A 20,474-nucleotide genomic window follows, 5' to 3' on the forward strand; every position below is an offset into this window, starting at 1 on the left:
TCCCCACCCCACCGCCCCAGTCAGGCTTCACTTGGCGTCCTCCGGCAGTACGACGGCCAGCCCGGCAGTCAATCCTCCATCGACCTTCACGTCCGCCCCGGTCACGAAGGCGGCCGCAGGTGAGGACAGGAAGTGGATGACCTCGGCAACTTCTCCCGGAGTCGCCACCCGACCGAGCGGATGCGACCGGCCCCACTCGGCAACGACGTCGTCAACAGGACGCCCGCCACCGAACTGCGCGGCCGAGGTCCGCAGCATCGGCGTGTCCACGGAACCGGGACAGACAGCGTTGACGCGGATCCCGTCCTCGGCGTGATCCACCGCCATCGCCCGCACCAGCGACAGCAGCGCGCCCTTGCCCATCGAGTACGCCGCGACGCTCTTCTGCGCCGCATACGCCTGCACCGAGGCGACCACCACGACACTTCCACCCCGCGGGATCAACGGCACGAACGCCTGGCAGGCGAAGAACACCCCACCGACGTTGACCGCCATCACCTCGTCGTACACGGACCACGAAGTGTCCACGACCGTCCCGTACCGCTGGACGCCGGCCGCACAGACGAGCGCGTCGACGTGGTCGACCTGCTGCGCGGCCGCGGCCAGAGCCTCACGATCTCCGACGTCCACGGTGATCCCGCGGACCCCGAGGTCCTTCTCGAGCCGGGCAAGCGCGTCGGCGTCCCGGTCGAGGGCCACCACGTCGTCACCTGCCTGGACAAACCGTTCGACAGCACCGCGTCCGATCCCGGCAGCACCACCGGTGACGACGACTGTGCGGCTACTCATATACGTCCTTTCAGAACTGACCGAGGGCGAGGCCCCGGGAGAAGAAGCGTTGGGCGGCAAGGAAGAGGACGACGGTCGGCAGCGACACCAGCAGGCCGCCCGCGAGCACGGTCGGTAGCGCGGCGCCGCCGTACGTGCTCTGCAGGCCGGTCAGCGCCGGCATGATCGGGCGGACCGACTCGGACTGGCTCAGCGTCAGGCCGAGCAGGAGGTCGTTCCACACGAAGGTCGCCTGCAGGATGAAGATCGCGGCCAGCGCGGATCCCGCCATCGGCAGGTAGATGCTGCGGAAGATGCGGAACAGGCCGCCACCGTCGACGATCGCGGCCTCGAAGACGCTGCGCGCGATCCCGGTGAAGAAGTTGCGCATCACGAACGCCGAGAACGGCACACTGATCGCGGTGTACACGATGATCATCCCGGCCCGGGTGTCGTAGAGCCCGGAGTTGGCGAACCCGGAGAACAGTGGCATCAGGATCATCTGCAGCGGGAAGATCGTCCCGCCGAAGATGAACACGAACCACAGGAACCCACGCCGCAACCGCAGTACGACGATCGCGTATCCGGCCGCCGCCCCGATCAGGACCGCGATCACCGGCGCCACCACGCTGTACAGCGTCGTCGCCACCAACGTGTCACCCAGCGCGGCCTTGCTCCACGCGTCCCCGAAGTTCGTGAACAACGAGAACCCGGCCGGCTTCCACACCGTCTTCGCGTCGTACCCGTCGGTCGACTTGGACGCGTTGACGATCAGCAGATAGACGGGCGCCAGCCAGATCAGCCCGAGTACGACGAGGAACGGAGTCTTAACCCTGCTCACGGGAATCTCCCAACTGGTAGCGGAGATAGAGGATCGACGCGGCGAACGTCACCAGGCTCAGGAACAGTGCGATCGCCGCACCCTGCCCGTAGTCGTTCAGTACGAACGTCTCCTTGTACATCGACAGCGCCAGCGTCTCCGACGAAGTACCCGGACCGCCCTGCGTCATCACCCACACCACGTCGAACGTCTTCAGACTGCCGACAATCGACAGCCCGATCACCACGGTCGTGATCGGCCGCAACTGCGGCCACAAGTGATGCAGGAACAACCGGAAACCCTCAGCGCCGTCGAGCCGAGCAGCCTCCAGCGGCTCGGCCGGGATCGACTGCAACCCGACCACGAACAGCAGTGCGTTCACACCGGCCGCCTGCCAGGTCACAGCCACGATCATCATCAGCGTGTTGCCCGGACCGGCCTGCAACCACCCGGTGTGCGCACCAGGCAGGCCGAAGAACCCGAGCACCTGCCCCAGCGCACCGTCCGGCTGCAGTACGAATCCCCAGATGACTCCGACAGCCACACCGGAGATCGCGTACGGCAGCAGGAACGGCAACCGCAACCACATACCCCACTTGTGTCCGTACGTCAGTACGGCGACCAGCAGCCCGAGGACCACCGGGAGCGTCACCATGCCGACGACCCACAGCAGCGTGTTGACCAGTGCCCCGACCAGGTCGGGGTCGCTGAACATCGCCTTGTAGTTCGCCAGCCCGGACCACACCGGCGAGGCGAGTCCGTCGTACTGGGTGAAGCTGACGTACGTCGTCCACAGGAACGGCAGGTACAGCAACAGGGCGACCACGGCCACGGCCGGCAGCCCGAACAGCGGCGCCATCCGGGCGCCGGTCCGGGCCGACCGTTGCGCCGTTGTCCGGGTCTTCGGCCGCTCGAGCAAAGCAGTCACTTCTGCTTGGCCCAGTACGCGTCCGCCTCGGCCTGGATCTTCTGCAGGCCCGGCATCGGGTCACCCGGCTTGGTCACGAACGCACCGAACACCTCGAGGGCCTTGGTCGCGATCGGCACCGGCGTCGCCTCGAACCAGCGGTTGATCAGCCGGAAGCCGTCACCGCCGACGTCCTTGTTCAACGTCGCCAGCCCGGGGTCCTTCACCTCGGCCTTCGGGTTGAACGAGAGGTCACCGCGGGAGTTCGCCCAGGCAGTCTGCGCGGCCGGCGTGACCCACCAGTCCGTCCACTTCTTCACGGTCGAGGCGTGGTCGCTCGCCGCGGCGGAGCAGACCGGGCCGGTCTCGAAGATCATCGAGGTCTTCGGCAGCGCCGGGTTCACGTTCGGGATCACGAAGAAGTCGTAGTCGGTACCGGCCTTCATCTTCAGCGTGTTCAGGTTGCCGCTGAACCAGGTGCCGAAGTTGATCATGCCGACCTCGCCGTTCTTCAACTGCGCCTGCGGCTCGGTCTTGGCGCCCGGGTCACTGAAGTCCCCGGCGTCGATCATCTTCTTCCACTCGTTCATCACCTCGACCACGCCCGGGTCGGTGTACTTGGCCTTGCCTGCGGCGAGAGCGTCGTACAGGTCGGGGTCCTTGCCGGCCAGCAGGGTCTCGAACCAGACGAACGAGAACAGGATGTTGGTCTGGTAGAACGGCTTCACGCCGGCCGCCTTGACCTTGTCGGCCACCGTCATCAGCTCGGCCCAGGTCTTCGGGGTCTGGGTGATGCCGGCCTTCTTGAAGACGGCCTTGTTGTAGTACATCACCCAGTAGCCCGCGTTCAGCGGGACGCAGTACTGCTTGTTGTCATAGGTGAAGTACTGCTTCAGCTGCTCCGGCACGTTGCCATCGGCAACCGCCTTGGTCCACTGGTCGGTGGTCTCGGCAACCAGCTTCTGGTCGACCAGGTCGCCCAGCTCCTTGCCGGTGTGCCAGGTGAACAGGTCCGCCTTCTCCTTGGTCCGGAACGACGACCGGATGAACGCGGTGTAGGTGTTGGAGTCGGAGTAGCCGACCGGCTCCATCCCGACCCCGATGTCCTTCTTGCTGGCCGCGCCGACCTGGGTGAAGGCGTCCTTCCAGCCACCCTTGTCGTTGTAGAACTTCAGCGAGTCGACCGGCTTGTCGTCGCCCTTCTTCGGGGCTGCGGCCCCGCCACCGCCACAGGCGGACAGTACGAGCGCGCCGGCGATCACCAGAGCCGCCAGCGCCTTCCGGTTGTTCTTGCGTTGCATGGTGCGTCCTTCCAGCTCAGGGATGCTGAAGCCTTTGGTTGATGACGGCCAGTACGCCGTCGAGGTGTTCTCGGGTGAGTAGTTCGGCGAGGTCGGGGTCGCCGGACCGGACCGCGTCGAAGATCGCGCGGTGCTCGTCCAGGTCGGCCTGCCGGTCACCGTGGATGTGCAGGATCTCCAGCTGCTCCCGTACGTTCACAACGGTCACCGACTCGACCACCTCGGCCAGGGTGGCGTTTCCGGACGCCTGCGCCAGCGAGCGATGGAAGTCCATGTTCACCTCGGCCAACCGGGCATGGTCGCCGGCGGAGATCAGGTCGGCGGCAGTGGTCAGGTCCTGTTCCATCTGTTCGAGTGCGGCCGCATCACGCGTCGACGCGGCCAGCGCGGCGACCGGTGGCTCGATCAGCGCGCGAGCTTGCAGGAGCTCGACCAACCGCTCGGCGCTCGGTGCCAACGCCAGCGGGTTCGCCAGGACGAGCCGTCCGACGTTCGGGCCGACGTACACACCGGAGCCGTGGCGGAGCTCCACGGCGCCGGTCGCCTCCAGCCGGCGCAGTGCCTCCCGGACAGTGGGTACGGCGACCTTGAACCGGTCGGCCAGCGACCGCACGGACTCGAACTGGTCGCCCGCGGACAGCTTCCGCTCCGCGATCAGTGCGAGCATCGACGTCGCCAGATCGTCCAGCAGACTCCGGCGTACGACGCCACCCGAAGCGCTCACTTGGCGGCTGCCAGGGTGACGGACAGGAACCGCGGGCGGTAGATGCTCACGTCGGCGTACAGGTCGTCGCTGACGAGGCTGTTCACGTTGTAGCTGACCAGGAGCGAGTTGCCGTGGCGCAGGTCCGGGTGCTCGTGTGAGTTGTAGGTGATGATGTTCCCGCCGGTCTCCGGCGTCTGGTACAGCTCGACCGGCTTCACGAACGGACCGGTCGGCGAGCAGGAGAAGTATCCGAGCACCTGCTTGCTGAACAGCTCCTTGGTGTTGTGCGTGACCAGCAGGTAGCCATCGTGGAAGCGCGTGACGCTGTGCTCGTTGGCGACACCCTCGAGCACCCGGGCCGACGCGGTCTCGTCAGAGGACCAGGCGGACCCAGTCCAGTACTGCCACGGCTTCGCGGTCAGGTCGTCACCGCGGACCCGCGCGACGTGCTGGTACTTCGAGGAGCCAAGGTCCTCGACGCCGTAGATGTAGGTGTAGCCGTGGTCGCGCAGCAGCCAGCCGGACCACTGCACGTTGGCGGCGGACGGGAGTGGCTTGAGGCTGCGCAGCTTCAGCGTCTTGCTGTCGAAGCGGGCCAGGTAGTTGCTGGTCCAGTGCCAGTCCCACTGGCCCGTGCCCGTCCGCTCGAATCGCAGTGCGACGACGTCCAGGTTGCGCCCGCCGTCACTGGTCTGCGCGGCTCCGATCCAGTACCAACCGTTGGCCGGCGGGGGCACGAGCGCCGTCGGGTTGCTCGGCGTACCTCCGGTGACGGTCTTCAGCTTGCCGCCCTGCTGGACGACGAACGAGTTGTTGATGAACGGCGCCGTGGTCGGCCGGCTGCCGTCCGGGTTGACCGGGCCGAGGAACGTGTCCGAGAAGATCCAGACGGTCCGGCCGCCGGAGAGCTTCACCGAGTAGGTGCTGTCCGCGCCGGTCCAGCCCTTGCCGGTGTCGGAGTACGCGTTCAGCAGGCTCTCCGGAGCGGCGTGGGGCTGGGTCTGAGCGGTCCAGTTCGTGCGTACGGCGTTGCAGCTCGAAGGGCTGGCCGAAGCGACAGGGACGGTGAGTCCGACTGCCGTAAGTGACGTCGCGACTACTGCAGCCAAGGGACGGAACATGAAAATGATCTGATCACTTGGTCATTCTCGTGTCAAGACCATCTTGTGCTCCCCAGCGGCGACGGCGAGGAATCAGGGTCGGATCAGGGCGCGTACCGAGCGTGGTGCTACCGGGCGGGTGGGAGGATCGATGGCATGAAGAACTTGATCATCAGGCTCCTCGCGAACGCCGTCGCACTGGCGGTGGCGAGCTGGATCGTGGCCGGCATCACCCTGACCGGGGCGACCACCGGCCGCCGGGTCCTCACGTTGCTCATCGTCGCCGCGATCTTCGGCATCGTGAACGCGATCGTGAAGCCGGTCGTGAAGGTGCTGTCGTTCCCGCTGCTGATCCTGACGCTGGGCCTGCTCACGTTCGTGATCAACGCCGCGATGCTGCTGCTGACCTCTTGGATCACCGGCAAGCTGGACGTGACGTTCCACGTCGACGGCTTCTGGAACGCGCTCTTCGGCGCCCTGATCATCAGCGTCGTCGGCATGATCCTGAACGCCGTCCTCCCCGAGAAGGCGGAAGTTCACTGAGGCACGTCGAGATCGTCTGCAGCGGCAACATCTGCCGGTCCCCGATGGGTGAGGTCGTGCTGCGCGCCAAGCTCGCCGAGGCGGGGGTCGACGACGTCGAGGTGACGAGCTCGGGGACGGGCGGCTGGCACGCCGGCGACCCGATGGATCCCCGGGCCGCGGCCGCGCTGCGCCGACGTGGGTACGACGGCAGTTCGCATCGAGCCCGCCAGTTCCGCAGCGCGTGGTTCGCGGACCGCGACCTCGTGCTCGCGATGGACTCAGGTCACCTGGCCGAGCTTGCCGGCGAAGCCCGCCTGTTCGCCGATGACGACGTACCTGATCCGTACTACGGCGAGGACGCCGGCTTCGATGAAGTCCTCGCCCAGATAGAGAAGGCGGCCGACCAGTGGGTCGGCCGCCTCAGCACCAATCAGCCCTGACCGATGTCCGACTTGAGGGCGACGAACCAGTCGACGGTGGGGTCGAATTCCTTGCCGCCGGCGATCCGGGGGAACTCGATCGCGCGGAGCTCGTCGCCGCGCTCCTCGTCGTGGCCGACGACGCCACTCTCGGCCCGCAGCGCGGCGTCCACCGCGTAGTCGGTGCACTCCTTGATCAGCGCGAGGTCGCGGTCGTTGGCCGCGGCCGAACGGCTGAAGTAGCCGCTCTTCTGCACCATCGTCTTCTCCGCGCCGATCCGCTCCGCGAACTGCTTGGCGAACCAGGCACCGGGGTTGATCGTGTCCAGCTTGACGTGCCCGAACGGATCGCGGCCGACCTCCTCGCCGCGCGCCTCCATCTCCGCCACGATCGCCGGCACGCCGGCACCCTCGGACAGGAAGATGTTCACGCAGTCCTGCTCGTCCATCACCTGACGCAGCCGGTCCGCCTCCGCGTCCAGATCGATCGTTGCCTCCGGCACGTACACCGCGTGGACGTCCCAGCCGCCCTGGTCCAGGCCGATGCCCGGATTCCACTCCTGCGTGGCCAGCCACTCCCGGTACGACCGGGCCGTTGCCGCGGTCAACCATCCGCAGTTACGGCCCATCACCTCGTGCACGATCAGCATCCGGGGGTTCGAGCTGTGCTCGGCGATGATGTTGCGGGCGAACAGCGCGCCCTGCTCGGCCGCGGTCCACGCACCCAGGCTCTGCCGGATCGGGATCACGTCGTTGTCGATCGTCTTCGGCAGGCCGACCACGGTGAGGTCGTAGTCGTGCTCGTGCAGGTACGCCGCCAGATCGGCCGCCGTGGTGTTGGTGTCGTCGCCACCGATCGTGTGCAGTACGTCGACACCGTCCGCGACCAGGCGCTCGGCCGCGACCTGGAGAGCGTTCTGCCCCTCGGCGATCAGCCCGCGCTTGACCAGGTCAGCGGTGTTGGTCAGCTTCACCCGGCTGTTGCCGATCGGGCTGCCACCGAACTTGTGCAGCAGGGCCGCCTTCTCCCGGACCTCCGGGGTCACCTCGACGAAGCGGCCGCTGAGCAGGCCGTGGTACCCGTTCAGGTAGGCGATGATCTCGACGTCGGGCGCCACCGCCGTGTAGCGCTCGATCAGCCCGCCGACGGCGGAGGACAGGCAGGGCGCGAGCCCACCGGCGGTGAGCAGTGCAACTCTGCGGACGGACTTGTCGGCAGCCATGGGTCAGGGTCCCTTCCGGAGGTCGCTGAAGTCGGCACCAGACTAGTGATGCAGACCACCGTCGGCGCTGGTTGGGGGCCACCCTTCGGACCCGGCGACCACGATCACGGCGTACGACGAAACCTAGAGCGGCACCGACCGTGGCGCCACCGGCGTCGAGACGATGAACGAGCTGTTGGTCTGGCCGTACGGACCGAACCGGTCGAGGAGGTCCTCGAGCTTGTCGATCGCCGGGACCTGGACCCGCATCAGGAAGCAGTCCTCACCCGAGATCCGGTGGCACTCGACCACCTCCGGGGTGCGCTGCGCCAGCTCGGCGATCCGGCGGACCTGACCCGGGCCGGGCTTCAGCCGGACCCAGGCGGCGACCGGGCGGCCGAGTGCGGCGGGATCGATGTCGAGCCGGTACCCGCGGATCACGCCGGCCTCCTCCAGCCGGGTGACGCGTTCGCGCACGGTCGGCGTGGACACGCCCAGCCGCCGAGCCAGCTCCGTGGTCCGCAGCCGCGGGTCCACGGTCAGCTCCTGCAGAATCCGGGAGTTGAGCTCATCCAGCAATTGGCTTCTCAGTTCGGTAAGCAAACCGACCTCCTTGGCTCCGTTTCATCATGGCATCTGGATTCGCGCCTTTCTACCGTTGAGCACATGAAACCCACCGCCCTCGGCGCTGCCGGCGTCACCGTCGTCCTGTGGGCCTCTGCCTTCGTGGCCATCCGCCACCTCGGCACCGAACTGTCCGCCGGGCCGCTGTCGCTCGCCCGGCTGCTGATCGGGAGTCTGCTGCTCGGGCTGCTGTTGCTGGTCAAACGGGAGCCGTTCCGGCTGCCGCGGCGCCGGGACTGGCCGCTGCTCCTGGGCTGCGGTGTGCTGTGGTTCGGCGTCTACAACCTGGCCCTCAACGCTGCCGAACGGCGCCTGGACGCGGGCACCTCGGCGATGCTCGTCCACATAGCTCCGCTCCTGGTCGCACTTCTGGCCGGGTTGACACTGGGCGAGGGATTCCCGCGGCAGCTGGTCATCGGCAGCCTCGTCGCCTTCGGCGGCGTCGCGTTGATCGGATTGTCCACATCCACCGGTCACGCCGAGACGTGGGGCGTAGTGCTGTGCATTACGGCCGCTGTGTCCTATGCGGTCGGTGTGGTCACGCAGAAGCCGCTGCTGAGCCGACTGCCCGCCGCACAGGTCACCTGGCTGGCTTGCGTAATCGGTACAGTCGTCTGTCTGCCTTACGCACCCGCACTGGTTCGAGAGGTCAGTACGGCGCAGCCTTCGACGCTCTGGTGGGTGTTCTACCTGGGCGCCTTCCCCACTGCGCTTGGCTTCTCGACCTGGGCCTATGCGTTGTCCCGGACCAGCGCGGGCCGGATGGGCGCGACGACGTACCTCGTGCCGATGGTGGCGGTCCTGCTCGCGTGGGCGTTGCTCGGTGAGACTCCGGCGACCCTTGCGGTCGTCGGTGGTGCGCTGTGCTTGGTCGGGGTGGCCGTCAGCAGGTCAAAGCGTGAGACCCCGCAGGTGCCGGTGGATGCCGTCGTACGCGTTGACCGGCGGTAGCAGGCGCTTCGGGACCTTGGTGACCACGCTGTAGTTGGCGTCGACCACGTTGGCCAGCGGGACCTCACTGACCTGGCTGAGCAGCTGGTACGCGTCCAGCTTGTCCAGTCCGTACAACTGACCGAGCCAGCCAACCATGTCGACCTGACCGGCCCGCCAGGCGTCCTCGAGTGGGCGACTCGACCCGACCACAGCCAGGTACTCGTCGTTCTCGATCCGCGGCCAGACCGGTCCGGGTGTCTTGAGCAGATCGACGATCAGTACGACGTTCATCGCGCCCTCGACCGCGGTCCCACAGGACTCGCCCTCGCCCTGGCGGTAGTGGCCGTCACCAACGGAGAACAGCGCGCCCTCCACGTTGACGTTGAGGTAGCAGGTCGCACCGGCCCGCATCTCCGGGGTGTCCATGTTGCCGCCGAACGAGTCGGGCACCAACGACGAGCGGACCTCACCAGCCGCAGGAGCCACCCCGACCGTGCCGAGCATCGGCTCGATCGGCAGTGCGATCTCCAGGTCACTGCCCTGGGCCTGGAAACCGACGGTCTGGTTCGCGGTGTCCACCTCGTAGATCCACGTGCGCTCGGGCAGCGGGTCCTGCAGGGTGGCGGTCCGGTCGGTGCTGGTCAGGCCGCCGAAGAACGGGATGGTCGCGGACGCACCCCAGCTCCGGGCCGGCGTGAGCTCGACGAAGTGCAGGACCAGGGTGTCGCCCGGCTCGGCGCCCTCGACGTAGAACGGCCCGGTCTGCGGGTTCACGAACGGCATGTTCAACGAGGCGCTCGCGAGGTCCGTCGTCCTGCGCAGTCTTCCGACGAACGCGTCCTCGGTCCACAGCCGCAGGGCAGTCCCCGGCGTGATCCGGCGTACGGGCGGGACCCCGCCGAAGGTCCAGGCAAGGTCATCGGGCTCAGGCGTGAATTCGAGGATGTCCACGACTCGTCAACTTAGCCTCTGTCCGTGTGCCCTGCCAGCCGCGAGCAGGTGCTCGGCGGAGTGCATCGCAAGGCGGAGGGCGAGGCTCGGAGTGGGGTTCTCCGTGCCTCGCCCTCCAACGCGGCGATGTGCCCGCCGAGTGCCGCGCAGCGCGGCAGGGCACACGGACAGAGGCTCAGGTGTGGAGGAGGTATTGGGGTAGTGATCAGCGGGTTCTCAGGCGATTCTCAAACTGACGGCCTACATTCACGATGATGGAAACTCGAGCGGAGCGGGAGCGCGGGATGCGGGTACTGGTGGTGGACGACGACCGGGCGGTCCGGGACTCGCTGCGCCGTTCGCTGGAGTTCAACGACTTCGAGGTGGTGACCGCGGCCGACGGCGCCGAGGCGCTCGCGGTGATCGGCAACGTCGAGCCGGACGTCGTGGTGATGGACGTGATGATGCCGCGCCTGGACGGGCTCGAGACCACCAAGGCCTTGCGGGCCGCGGGCAACAATGTGCCGATCCTGGTGCTGACCGCGCGGGACGCGGTCGCGGACCGGGTCGACGGCCTGGACGCCGGCGGCGACGACTACCTGACCAAGCCGTTCGCGCTCGAGGAGCTGCTCGCCCGGCTCCGCGCCCTGCTCCGGCGCAGCACCACGCCCGGCGAGGGCGGCCAGCGCGGCGAAGTGCTGCAGTACGCCGATCTCGTCGTCGACGTGGACGCGCACGAGGTGCATCGGGGCGAGGTCCCGATCCCGCTCACCCGGACCGAGTTCTCCCTGCTCGAGCTGCTGATCCGCAACCCGCGCCGGGTGCTCGAGCGTGCGGTGATCCTGGACGCGGTCTGGGGTTACGACTTCCCGACCACGGCGAACTCGCTCGAGGTCTACATCGGCTACCTGCGCCGCAAGACCGAGGTGAACGATCTGCCTCGCCTGATCCACACCGTCCGCGGTATCGGCTACGTGCTGCGAGACACGCCACCGTGAGCCGTGAACACCCGGACGACTTCCCGTCGTACGCCGACCGGCCGCAACCGGCCGGCCAGGCCGCACCACGACCGACGCCACAGCCCGTTGCCACCGGCAACGGCAACGGGAACGGGAATCGTGTCGTCGCGACCGCGGCCAGGACGCAGACCTGGTGGAACGAAACACTCCACCGGCTGAGCCTGCACGCCCGCGTCACGATGCTCGCGGCGGTCGCGGTCGGTCTCGCGGTCGCGATCGTGAGTGTGGCGGCGTACATCACCGTGCGCCAGCAGATGTACCAGAACCTGGACGACAGCCTGATCCTCCGGGCCGGCCAGGCTGCCCAGAAGGGCGTGCTGACCAACCTCACCAACCTGGAGAACATCTCCGCGGACGCGTTCGGCCTGAGCGACATCCGGGTGGGTGTCGTCGGTGCGGACGGTCAGCAGTGGGGCGCGCGGAAGAGCCCGCTGCCCCCGATGGGTGACGACGAACTCCAGATCGCCCGCTCCCAGGGCAACGAGGCGAGTCTGCGGACTGTCGGCGTACGTAACGGCGGCTCGCACTTCCGGGTCGTTGCCGTGCCTGCTCGCTACTGCCCGGCCGGGCTGAGCGAGGAGTGCAGCAACGACGACTCGCTCCTGCAGCCCGGGGCACTGGTTGTCGCCCAGTCGCTGGGGCCGATCGACCAGACGTTGCACAACCTCGGCATCGTGCTCTGGGCGTTCGGCCTGATCGGCGTGATCGGCGCGGCCCTGGCCGGCAACGCGGTCGCCAGGTCCGGCCTGCGGCCGCTGGCCCGGCTCACGGGTGCCGCCGAGCATGTCGCGCGTACGGAAGACCTGAAGCCGATCCCGGTCGCCGGCTCGGATGAGATCTCGCGGCTAGCGCAGGCGTTCAACGCGATGCTCGCGGCGCTCGCGCGTTCCCAGGACCGGCAGCGACGCCTGGTCGGCGACGCGGGGCACGAGTTGCGTACGCCGCTCACCAGCATCCGGACCAACCTCGACCTGCTCGCCCAGGCGGACAAACGCGGCGGCCTCCGACCGGAGGACCGGCAGCAACTGCTGGACGACGTACGCGCTCAGATGGACGAACTGACCACGCTGATCGGCGACCTGACCGAGCTGGCCCGCGACACCCCACAGGTGCGCAACGCGGAGCTGATCGAGCTGTCCAACGTGGTCGAGGACGCCGTGATCAAGGTACGGCGACGCGCACCAGGGCTGGAGTGGGACGTCCAGCTCACGCCGTTCCCGGTGTGGGGCGACGAGCGGCTGCTCGGACGTGCGGTGACGAACCTGCTCGACAACGCGGCGAAGTACAGCCTGCCCGACGGTGCGAGCCCGCCCAGCGACGGACACCCGCTCGGCCGGGTGACAGTCCGCCTGCTGGACGGCGTACTCACGGTGACCGACTCCGGGCCTGGTATCGCCGACGCCGACCTGCCGCACGTCTTCGAGCGGTTCTACCGGTCCAGTGAGGCACGGAGCCGGCCGGGATCGGGCCTGGGGCTCGCGATCGTGAAGCACGCGGCGGAGCAGCACGGCGGGATGATCTACGCCCGGAACGCGCCTGGCACCGGAGCGCAGTTCACGCTGTGGCTCCCGCACGCCGCGACCCAGACACGCTGAAGATTCCCTGACCGATCCTTCAGAGGATCTTCATGGAGTTCTTCGGTAGCTCCGAGCCGATCTTCAGGGGCTTCTCAGGTCCGGCGGACAAAGTACTCGTCATGACCGAGAACCAGCCGCCGCAGCAGCCGAACCAGCCCGGCCAGAACCCGCAACCGCAGGGGCCGGAGCGGACGCAGCAGTTGCCCCTCTACGGGCAACATCAGCAGCAGCAGTTCGCCCCGCAGGGTGGGCAGCCGCAGCGGCCGGGCCAGGGAGCGGGCCAGCACCCGTCAGGTGGGAGCGCTTACCCCCAGTTCGGGCCGGGGACGCATCAGGGGACGTCTCCGGGCTCGAGCTGGCCCTTCGGCCCGCAGCAGGCACCAGCGGCCGCGCCGGAGAAGCCGAAGCGGCGCGGCCTGGCCCTCGTCGCGCTGACCGCCCTCGTGGTCGGCACCGCGAGTGGTGTCGGCGGCGCCGCGGTGTACTCGGCGACCAACGACAACACCAGCAACGCGCCGTCCGTGACGGCCCCGCTGAACGGCAACCAGGCGGCACCCGCCTCGGCGCCGGACGGCTCGGTCCAGAACGCCGCCGCGAAGGTGCTGCCGAGCACGGTGAAGATCGCGGTCGCGAACTCGCAGGGCGCGGCGACCGGGTCCGGCATCGTGATCAGCAAGGACGGCCTGATCGTCACCAACAACCACGTGGTCGCTGGCGCCGGTCAAGGCGCCACGATCACCGTGATGCTGAACGACGGCCGGACCGTTTCGGCCACCATCAAGGGCACCGACGCGCTCACCGACCTCGCCGTGATCAAGGCCGACGCCACCGATCTCACCCCGGCGACGCTCGGCAGCAGCGGCAAGCTCGCGGTCGGGCAGGGCGTGGTCGCGATCGGCTCGCCGTTCGGCCTGGAGGCGACCGTGACGAGCGGTATCGTCTCGGCGCTGAACCGCCCGGTCACCTCGGGCGACGAGCAGCAGGACAGTACGACGGTCTTCCCAGCAATTCAGACGGACGCCGCGATCAACCCGGGTAACTCCGGCGGCGCTCTGATCGACCTCGCCGGCCAGGTGGTCGGAATCAACAGCGCGATCAAGACCGCCGGAGGATCGGGACAATCCGAGGGCGGGAACATTGGCCTGGGCTTCGCGATCCCGATTGACCAGGCCAAGCCGATCGTCGACGAGCTGGTGGCCAAGGGCAAGGCCACGCATGCGCGGCTCGGTGTGACGGTCGGCGACGCGCAAACCTCCGACGGGCTCACGAATGGGGCACGCCTCGGCGAGGTAACGTCCGGCGGTGCGGCGGACAAGGCCGGACTGCAGTCGAACGATGTGGTGACTGCAGTAGACGGCAAGGCGATCGCGTCAGGGGACGCGTTGGTCGCCGCAGTCCGTTCGCACCGCCCGGGCGATCAGGTGAAGGTCAACTTCATCCGGGCCGGCAAGGCCCAGTCCGTCACCGCCACCCTCGGCTCGGACAACGGGAACCCCACCGGCTGACCAACCGTCAATCAAACCGGGACTGCGCCGCCCACCGAGCGGCGCAGTCCCTTTTGTTTCGGGCAGCCGAACCGGCCTGGTGAGCCGCTAGGTTCGCGGCATGGACTTTTATCAGGCGCGGCCGGCGCTCGGGGCGGATGAGCGGACGCAGCTGGTGGGGTGGCTGGATTTGCAGCGGAAGCTGGTGCGGCACAAGTTGGCGGGGTTGCGGGCCGAGGACGAGCACCGGGCGGTGTTGCCGGACTCGCCGAGGATGACGCCGGCCGGGCTCGTGTCGCATCTTCGGTGGAACGAGCACGTCTGGTTCAACGTGGTCTTCCTGGCCGAGCCGGAGGCGGACAACCCCTCGTTCCAGAAGGAGCCGAAGGACGCGGCCTGGATCGTGGACGGCGTACCGCTGGCGCGGTTGCTGGACGAGTTCGACGCGCAGTGGGCGCAGTCGAACGAGATCGTGGCCGCTCATTCGCTGGACGATCTCGGCAAGCAGTCGGACTTCGCTCCGTCGCTGCGGTGGATCCTGATCCACATGGTCGAGGAGACCGCGCGGCACGTCGGGCATCTCGACACCATGCGGGAGCTGCTGGACGGGCAGAGGGGGTATTACTAGAGCCATGGAGATCCGGCGGGCGGGCGATCGGTTCGTGACCTCGTCGGAGTGGCTGGACTCGCGGCACTCGTTCTCGTTCGGGCCGCACTACGATCCGGCGAACGTCGGGTTCGGGTTCCTGCTGGCACACAACGACGAGACCGTTGCCTCAGGCACCGGATTCGAAACGCATCCGCATCAGGACCTGGAGATCGTCACCTGGGTACTGCGCGGTGCTCTGGTGCACCGGGATTCGCAAGGGAACAGCGGGGTGGTCTACCCGGGTCTGGCCCAGCGGATGAGCGCCGGCTCCGGGATCCAGCACTCCGAGTGGAACGACAACGGCGAACCGGTCCACTACGTGCAGATGTGGGTCCGACCGGACCGGTTCGACCTGCCTCCGTCGTACGAGCAGGCCGACCTCGACCTGACCACCGGCGAACTGACGCCCGTCGCCTCCGGCCTACCCCACCACGCCGCCACCGCCGCCATCCGCATCAACCAGACCGCAGCCGGCATGTCCGTCGCCCGCCTGTCCCCCGGCCAATCGATCACCCTGCCGGCAGCTCCGTACCTGCACCTCTTCGTCGCGACCGGTACGGCGACCCTCGAAGGAGCCGGCGACCTCGGTACGGCGGACGCCGTACGCCTCACCAGCACCGACGGCCCCCGGGTGACAGCAGGCCCGGCCGGCGCCGAACTGCTCGTCTGGGAGATGTCCTAGCTGTCACGAGGCAAAGCGGAGGCACCCTCCGCTATGATGTCAAATCATGACTGATCGAGCCAACGTAGTGGACGGTTTCTTACAGCGGGCCGGGCGGGTCGGGGTGTGGGTGCCGCCGCTGGTCCTGGATGCGACGCCGGGACCGGTGGTGTCGCGGACGGTCGGCCGGATCGACGACCTCGGGTACGGGTCCCTGTGGACCGGTGAGCGACTGGTCGGTGCGGAAGCGTTCGCACGGCACGGCCAGTTCCTCGCGAACAGCCGGCGACTCGTCGTCGGGACCGGGATCGCGAACCTGTGGGCCCGGGTTCCGGAGGCTATGCGCGGCGGGGCAGCGACCCTGGCCTCGGCATATCCGGATCGCTTCGTGCTCGGCATCGGCGTCAGCTCGGCGGCCGTCGTCGACCGGGTCGGCGAGACCTACGACCGCCCGCTGGCGCGGATGCGGGACTACCTGTGCCGGATGGGCGAGGTGGAAGGGCCGCCGGACGCGACGTACCCGCGGGTGCTTGCCGCCCTCGGCCCGAAGATGCTGGCGCTGGCCGCCGAACTGACCGACGGAGCACATCCGTTCCTGGCGCCGGTCGAGCACACCGCCTTCGCGCGCTCCGAACTGGGACCCGGCAAGTTGCTGGTTCCGGAGCTGGGTGTGGTCGTCACCGACGACCCGAAGACCGCACGGGAGACAGTTCGCGCGATGTTCGGAGGGCTGGCCAACTTCTCGAGGACCTCGGCGTACACCGCGAACTTCCGCCGGCTCGGGTACGGCCCGGACGACGCCGACCGGCTGTTCGATGCGCTGTTCGTCTGCGGCGATCCGGACACTGTCGCGGGCCGGGTGCGCGAACACCTCGACGCCGGTGCGGATCATGTGCTGGTCCAGCCGATCGCGCACGATCTGGCCGGCATCGTCGACCAGTTGGCGCAGGTGCGCTCCGCGTTGCCCTGACCGCTAGTCGGTTTGGTCGGTCAGGGTCCAGACGTGGCGGAGGGACTGGCCGGCTACGCCTTCGGGGTTCTGGGCGAAGCCTTCGACGAACTGGCTCATGTGTTGTTGCCAGCGCTGGTCGACCGGGTCGTTCTTCAGGTAGGCGACGGCGGCCTCGTAGTCGTCGGAGACGACCAGGTGGAAGAGGTCGCGGCCACTGCGCCAGATGGACCAGTCAGTGATGCCGGCAGCGCGCATCACGGTGATCAGTTCCGGCCAGACACGAGCGTGCTCGATCTCGTAGGCCTCTTCGGTACCGGCAATCAGCCGGCTGTGGAGAGCAAGGCGGGTCACAAGGGTGCAGAATACGCCCGCACCGGCCGAGCCGGAACGCGGTTCCACGATCCAGGTGGACCACCGATACGTTCCGGCTCTTGCATCGATTCACCCCGACGATCCGCCCGCCTGGCGCCAACTCCGGCGCCGGTCTGCGCGTCGTAGTTGCGTGGGTTGAGTAGTTTCGCCCTCGTGGTTGGGAAACCACACGCCGAAGACTGTCCCAGGTGTCCATCCGTCGTCGTGCGAGAGTTGGAAACGTGAAGCGAACCACTGCGATCGTCTGTTTGAGTAGTCTGCTGATCACCGCCGGATGCTCGGACAGTAAGTCCGGCGATGGCGGCAAAGCCGACCCGAACGACGAGAAGCAAGCCTCCGCGGCTGTGATCAAGCAGTTCGCCGACGCCTGGGTGAAGGCGTGGGCGCCGGACGGCAAGCCGGACGCGGCGGGCGCGCTGACCGACAACCCGACCGTCTTCGGCAAGCGGCTGGACGACGTGGACACCGCCCTGGTCGCCAGCACCGTCACCGTGACCCCGCAGGGCGACGCGAAGTGCAGCGACGGCAACAACTGCACCCAGGACCTCGCCGTCGAGGCGCAGCTCCGCGGTATCGGCGCGATGAAGTGGACCAGTACGGCGACCGCCGTGAAGACCGGCGACACCTGGAAGATCAAGGCCTCCGGCGACACCATCTACCCCGGACTCGGCGACGCGAACTACCTCAAGCGGGTCCGCGCCCTCCCCGCCCGCGCCTCGATCCAGGACCGCAACGGCGTCGCTCTCACCGCGAACCGCCCGGTCGTCATCGTCGGGGTCGCCTCGGGCAACGTGGCCACGCCCACGACGTACGCCGCTTTCACCAAGAACCTCGACGTGGACGGCACCAAGCTCGCCGCCCGCGCCAAGGCCGCTCCGGCCGGCCAGTTCGTTGACGCGATCACGATCCGCGCCGAGGAGTGGGAGGCGTTGCGGCCGACGATGGGGAAGCTGCCCGGCGTACTGACGATGGGCGGCACGCAATCGCTGCCGCCGACCGCGACGTTCGCGCGGTCGCTGATCGGCACGATGAAGACAGCGAACGCGGACACGCTGAAGAACGCCGGCACCGCCGCGTCCGCCCAGGACCAGGTCGGGACGACCGGCCTTCAGTACGCGTTCCAGCAGCAGCTCGCCGGTACGCCGGGCGGCACGGTCACGCTGCGGGACGGCAAGACCAAGCTGTCGATCAAGACCGTGTTCAGCCAGAAGGGCGTCGCCGGGAAGCCGGTGAAGACCACGCTCGACACGAACATGCAGAAGGCCGCCGAGGCCGCGCTGGCGACGAGCAAGCTGCCCGCGTCGCTGGTCGCCGTACAGGCTTCGACCGGTCAGATCCTGGCTGCGGCGAACGGTCCGACGGTCGCCAGCTACAACCGCGCGTTCCAGGGCCGGTACGCGCCGGGTTCGACGTTCAAGATCGTCACCTCGGCGGCGTTGCTCGGTAGCGGCGAGACCGCCACGACCGCGCTGCCGTGCACGAACACGATCAACGTCTTCGGCAAGACGTTCAAGAACTACGACGGACTCGCGGCGTACGGCGCGGGCACGATGCAGAAGGCGTTCAACGAGTCCTGCAACACCGCGTTCATCTCGCAGCACGCGCGGCTGCCGAAGGACGCGATGACCAAGACCGCCGCGCTGTTCGGCATCGGACGGGACCTCAACCTGTCACTGAACGCGTACGGCGGTCAGGTGCCGGCACCGAAGGACGACACCGCCGAGGCCGCGTCGATGATCGGCCAGGGCACGGTCACCGCGAGCCCGCTGGCGGTGGCGCTGATCGCCGGCACGGTCGACCACGGTACGGCGATGAAGCCGGTGCTCGTCCCGGGGAAGGACGCGGCCGGCGCGGCCGCCTCTCCGTTGCCTGCGGCAACGCTCGCGAACCTGCGGACGTTCATGCGGACGACCGTCACCGGTGGTACCGCCAAGGTGCTGGCCGGCAACGGCAATGTCGCCGCCAAGACCGGCACCGCCGAGGTCGTCCAGGGCGGCAAGGTCGTCACCAACGCGTGGATGGCCGGCTACCGCGGCGACGTGGCCTTCGCGGTCATCGTCGAGGGCGGCGCATCGGGCTCGCACACCGCCGGTCCGATCCTGAAAACCTTCCTCTCCAGCTTCAAGTAGAGGGTTGGTTGTGGAGGCCAACCAGTTGTCTGAGAGTTGGCCTCCGAAGTTCCTGAGAGTTGGCTGAAAGCGCGTCAGGGCAGGGATTTCGTCACTTAGGGTTGCTGGATGGAGAGCCTGACCTGTCCCAAGTGCCATGGCGCGATGCGGACGTACGAACGCAGTGACGTGACGGTCGACCAGTGCACCGAGTGCCGCGGGATCTTCCTCGACCGCGGTGAGCTGGAGCGGCTCGTCGACGCCGAACTGCGGTACAACGCGCCGCCGCCGCAGCAGCCGCGGTACGAGGAGAAGAAGCGGTACGACGACGACCGCCGGTACGACGACGACCGCCGGTACGACGATGACCGCCGGCGGCGCGACGACGACCGGCGCTACGACCCGCGGTACGGGAACCAGCAGTACCCGCGCAAGAAGAAGAAGTCCTTCCTGGAGGAGCTCTTCGACTGAGCGTTACCGGCGCAGGGCGATGACGGTGCCCTGCGCGATCGCGCACAGGGTGGTGGCACCGTCCTCGTCGACGGTGGACAGTTCGCAGGTGCAGGTGGCCTGCCGCTTGCCCGCGTGTACGACGCTCGCCGCAGCCCGGAGCACGGTGCCTTGGGCCGGGCGGAGGTAGCTGATCGTGAAGCCACCGGTCAGCACCTCGGGCCCAAGCGCCGTACCTGCCGCGAACGTGATCGCGTTGTCGGCGGCATACCCGAGAACTCCGCCGTGCAGATAACCGTTCTGCTGCTGGAGATCGGGCCGGATGTCGAGCTCGAGGGTTGCACCGCCGGCCCCGAAGGCGATCAGCCGGGTGCCGAGCAACACGCTGAAGGGCTGGGCCGCGAGGGTCTTCTCCGCCAGTTCGAGAGTCAGCTCCATGCCGACAGGGTAATCAGGCAGCGCCGGACTGGGGGTCGGGAGCGTTATCGTCAGCACGTGACCACGTCATCGGTGACTCTCCGCCCCATTACCGACACCGAGTTCGCGGACTGGCGGGACCGCGCTGCCACGATGTTCGCCGCCGGGGTCGGTCCGGCCCGCGGGCTCGACTCCGAGGAGGGGCTGAAGTTCGCCTACGCGGAGACCGACCGGCTGTTGCCCGACGGTCCTGCGACCGAGCACCACCTGATCTGGATCGCCCGGGACGGTGCGGAGCTGGTCGGGAGCCTGTGGATCGGCACCAAGCCGCGGATCCCGTTCATCTACGGCATCGAGGTGGACGGTACGCAACGCGGCAAGGGCTACGGCCGCGCGATCATGCTCGCGGGCGAGGAGGAGTGCCGCCGGCTTGGGTACAAGCAGCTGGACCTGAACGTGTTCGGCAACAACGCGCCGGCCATCGCGCTCTACGAGTCCCTCGGCTACACCGTCTCGTCGCAGCAGATGCGCAAGGAACTCTGACGGGTGC

23 protein-coding genes are annotated in these 20,474 nt (G+C 68.1%); 12 read left to right on the forward strand and 11 right to left on the reverse strand.

From position 1 onward, the window contains the following. Nucleotides 1–27: 27 nt before the first annotated feature. From AB0L70_RS01595 to AB0L70_RS01620, 6 genes are read right to left on the reverse strand one after another with little or no spacing between them, the layout of a single operon-like run. Nucleotides 28–789, reverse strand: a complete 762-nt coding sequence (locus AB0L70_RS01595; RefSeq protein ID WP_363678771.1) for an SDR family oxidoreductase — start codon at nt 787–789, stop codon at nt 28–30. A 10-nt stretch (nt 790–799) separates the two neighbouring features. Next, on the reverse strand, nt 800–1,609 hold the full coding sequence (locus tag AB0L70_RS01600) for a carbohydrate ABC transporter permease (RefSeq protein WP_363678773.1): 810 nt from the start codon (nt 1,607–1,609) through the stop codon (nt 800–802). Beyond that, a complete protein-coding gene (locus AB0L70_RS01605) occupies nt 1,596–2,516 on the reverse strand; it encodes a sugar ABC transporter permease (protein WP_363678775.1) in 921 nt (306 codons plus the stop codon). The genes AB0L70_RS01600 and AB0L70_RS01605 overlap by 14 nt, the downstream gene beginning before the upstream one ends. Further along, a complete protein-coding gene (locus tag AB0L70_RS01610) occupies nt 2,513–3,796 on the reverse strand; it encodes an extracellular solute-binding protein (protein WP_363678777.1) in 1,284 nt (427 codons plus the stop codon). Before AB0L70_RS01610 ends, AB0L70_RS01605 begins: the two co-directional genes overlap by 4 nt. Before the next feature lie 16 nt (nt 3,797–3,812). Further along, nucleotides 3,813–4,520 (reverse strand): FCD domain-containing protein, encoded by a 708-nt coding sequence (locus AB0L70_RS01615; protein ID WP_363678779.1) that lies wholly within the window; start codon nt 4,518–4,520, stop codon nt 3,813–3,815. After that, nucleotides 4,517–5,611 (reverse strand): DUF4185 domain-containing protein, encoded by a 1,095-nt coding sequence (locus AB0L70_RS01620; protein WP_363678781.1) that lies wholly within the window; start codon nt 5,609–5,611, stop codon nt 4,517–4,519. Before AB0L70_RS01620 ends, AB0L70_RS01615 begins: the two co-directional genes overlap by 4 nt. A gap of 147 nt (nt 5,612–5,758) precedes the next feature. On the opposite strand from AB0L70_RS01620, the gene AB0L70_RS01625 reads away from it, so the two are divergent. Beyond that, the gene (locus tag AB0L70_RS01625) at nt 5,759–6,145 is read left to right on the forward strand and encodes a phage holin family protein (RefSeq protein ID WP_363678783.1); all 387 of its coding nucleotides are present in this window, start codon (nt 5,759–5,761) and stop codon (nt 6,143–6,145) included. An 11-nt stretch (nt 6,146–6,156) separates the two neighbouring features. Beyond that, complete coding sequence (locus AB0L70_RS01630; protein WP_363679943.1) at nt 6,157–6,567, forward strand: low molecular weight protein-tyrosine-phosphatase; 411 nt, start codon at nt 6,157–6,159, stop codon at nt 6,565–6,567. Here the strand turns inward: AB0L70_RS01630 and AB0L70_RS01635 are convergent. Both AB0L70_RS01635 and AB0L70_RS01640 read right to left on the reverse strand, forming a co-directional pair. Further along, a complete protein-coding gene (locus AB0L70_RS01635) occupies nt 6,558–7,769 on the reverse strand; it encodes a pyrophosphate--fructose-6-phosphate 1-phosphotransferase (protein ID WP_363678785.1) in 1,212 nt (403 codons plus the stop codon). The two genes, AB0L70_RS01630 and AB0L70_RS01635, sit on opposite strands and share 10 nt — an antisense overlap. A 123-nt stretch (nt 7,770–7,892) precedes the next feature. Beyond that, complete coding sequence (locus AB0L70_RS01640; RefSeq protein ID WP_363678787.1) at nt 7,893–8,351, reverse strand: Lrp/AsnC family transcriptional regulator; 459 nt, start codon at nt 8,349–8,351, stop codon at nt 7,893–7,895. Between the two features lie 63 nt (nt 8,352–8,414). On the opposite strand from AB0L70_RS01640, the gene AB0L70_RS01645 reads away from it, so the two are divergent. Then, nucleotides 8,415–9,323, forward strand: coding sequence for a DMT family transporter (locus AB0L70_RS01645; protein WP_363678789.1), 909 nt, complete (start codon nt 8,415–8,417; stop codon nt 9,321–9,323). Here the strand turns inward: AB0L70_RS01645 and AB0L70_RS01650 are convergent. Continuing rightward, entirely contained in the window at nt 9,264–10,256 is a 993-nt protein-coding gene (locus AB0L70_RS01650; RefSeq protein ID WP_363678791.1) for an acetamidase/formamidase family protein, read from the reverse strand. The genes AB0L70_RS01645 and AB0L70_RS01650 overlap by 60 nt on opposite strands. A 284-nt stretch (nt 10,257–10,540) precedes the next feature. On the opposite strand from AB0L70_RS01650, the gene AB0L70_RS01655 reads away from it, so the two are divergent. The 6 genes from AB0L70_RS01655 to AB0L70_RS01680 all read left to right on the forward strand — a co-directional run bounded on the left by AB0L70_RS01655 (nt 10,541) and on the right by AB0L70_RS01680 (nt 16,595). Beyond that, on the forward strand, nt 10,541–11,233 hold the full coding sequence (locus AB0L70_RS01655) for a response regulator transcription factor (protein WP_363679945.1): 693 nt from the start codon (nt 10,541–10,543) through the stop codon (nt 11,231–11,233). Next, nucleotides 11,230–12,849: a HAMP domain-containing sensor histidine kinase gene (locus AB0L70_RS01660; protein WP_363678793.1), complete on the forward strand. Its 1,620-nt coding sequence runs from the start codon at nt 11,230–11,232 to the stop codon at nt 12,847–12,849. The genes AB0L70_RS01655 and AB0L70_RS01660 overlap by 4 nt, the downstream gene beginning before the upstream one ends. Before the next feature lie 101 nt (nt 12,850–12,950). Then, the gene (locus AB0L70_RS01665) at nt 12,951–14,336 is read left to right on the forward strand and encodes a trypsin-like peptidase domain-containing protein (RefSeq protein WP_363678795.1); all 1,386 of its coding nucleotides are present in this window, start codon (nt 12,951–12,953) and stop codon (nt 14,334–14,336) included. Nucleotides 14,337–14,436: 100 nt separating this feature from the next. Continuing rightward, nucleotides 14,437–14,943 carry a DinB family protein gene (locus AB0L70_RS01670; RefSeq protein WP_363678797.1) on the forward strand — a complete coding sequence of 169 codons (507 nt, stop codon included), beginning with the start codon at nt 14,437–14,439 and terminating at the stop codon, nt 14,941–14,943. A gap of 4 nt (nt 14,944–14,947) precedes the next feature. Then, the gene (locus tag AB0L70_RS01675) at nt 14,948–15,646 is read left to right on the forward strand and encodes a pirin family protein (protein WP_363678798.1); all 699 of its coding nucleotides are present in this window, start codon (nt 14,948–14,950) and stop codon (nt 15,644–15,646) included. 46 nt (nt 15,647–15,692) lie between these two features. Beyond that, complete coding sequence (locus AB0L70_RS01680) at nt 15,693–16,595, forward strand: TIGR03620 family F420-dependent LLM class oxidoreductase (protein ID WP_363678800.1); 903 nt, start codon at nt 15,693–15,695, stop codon at nt 16,593–16,595. Between the two features lie 3 nt (nt 16,596–16,598). On the opposite strand, the gene AB0L70_RS01685 is transcribed toward AB0L70_RS01680, so the two are convergent. Continuing rightward, the gene (locus AB0L70_RS01685; RefSeq protein WP_363678802.1) at nt 16,599–16,928 is read right to left on the reverse strand and encodes an L-rhamnose mutarotase; all 330 of its coding nucleotides are present in this window, start codon (nt 16,926–16,928) and stop codon (nt 16,599–16,601) included. A gap of 242 nt (nt 16,929–17,170) precedes the next feature. Here AB0L70_RS01685 and AB0L70_RS01690 point away from each other — a divergent pair, with 242 nt between their 5' ends. Both AB0L70_RS01690 and AB0L70_RS01695 read left to right on the forward strand, forming a co-directional pair. Beyond that, nucleotides 17,171–19,078: a penicillin-binding transpeptidase domain-containing protein gene (locus AB0L70_RS01690; protein WP_363678804.1), complete on the forward strand. Its 1,908-nt coding sequence runs from the start codon at nt 17,171–17,173 to the stop codon at nt 19,076–19,078. A gap of 108 nt (nt 19,079–19,186) precedes the next feature. Beyond that, nucleotides 19,187–19,528 (forward strand): zf-TFIIB domain-containing protein, encoded by a 342-nt coding sequence (locus tag AB0L70_RS01695; protein WP_363678806.1) that lies wholly within the window; start codon nt 19,187–19,189, stop codon nt 19,526–19,528. A gap of 3 nt (nt 19,529–19,531) precedes the next feature. Here the strand turns inward: AB0L70_RS01695 and AB0L70_RS01700 are convergent, their stop codons facing one another. After that, nucleotides 19,532–19,945, reverse strand: coding sequence for a PaaI family thioesterase (locus tag AB0L70_RS01700; RefSeq protein ID WP_363678807.1), 414 nt, complete (start codon nt 19,943–19,945; stop codon nt 19,532–19,534). Between the two features lie 57 nt (nt 19,946–20,002). On the opposite strand from AB0L70_RS01700, the gene AB0L70_RS01705 reads away from it, so the two are divergent. Continuing rightward, nucleotides 20,003–20,467 (forward strand): GNAT family N-acetyltransferase, encoded by a 465-nt coding sequence (locus tag AB0L70_RS01705; RefSeq protein WP_363678809.1) that lies wholly within the window; start codon nt 20,003–20,005, stop codon nt 20,465–20,467. Nucleotides 20,468–20,474 lie beyond the last annotated feature (7 nt).

This window comes from Kribbella sp. NPDC051952, assembly GCF_040680855.1.
Lineage (GTDB): Bacteria > Actinomycetota > Actinomycetes > Propionibacteriales > Kribbellaceae > Kribbella.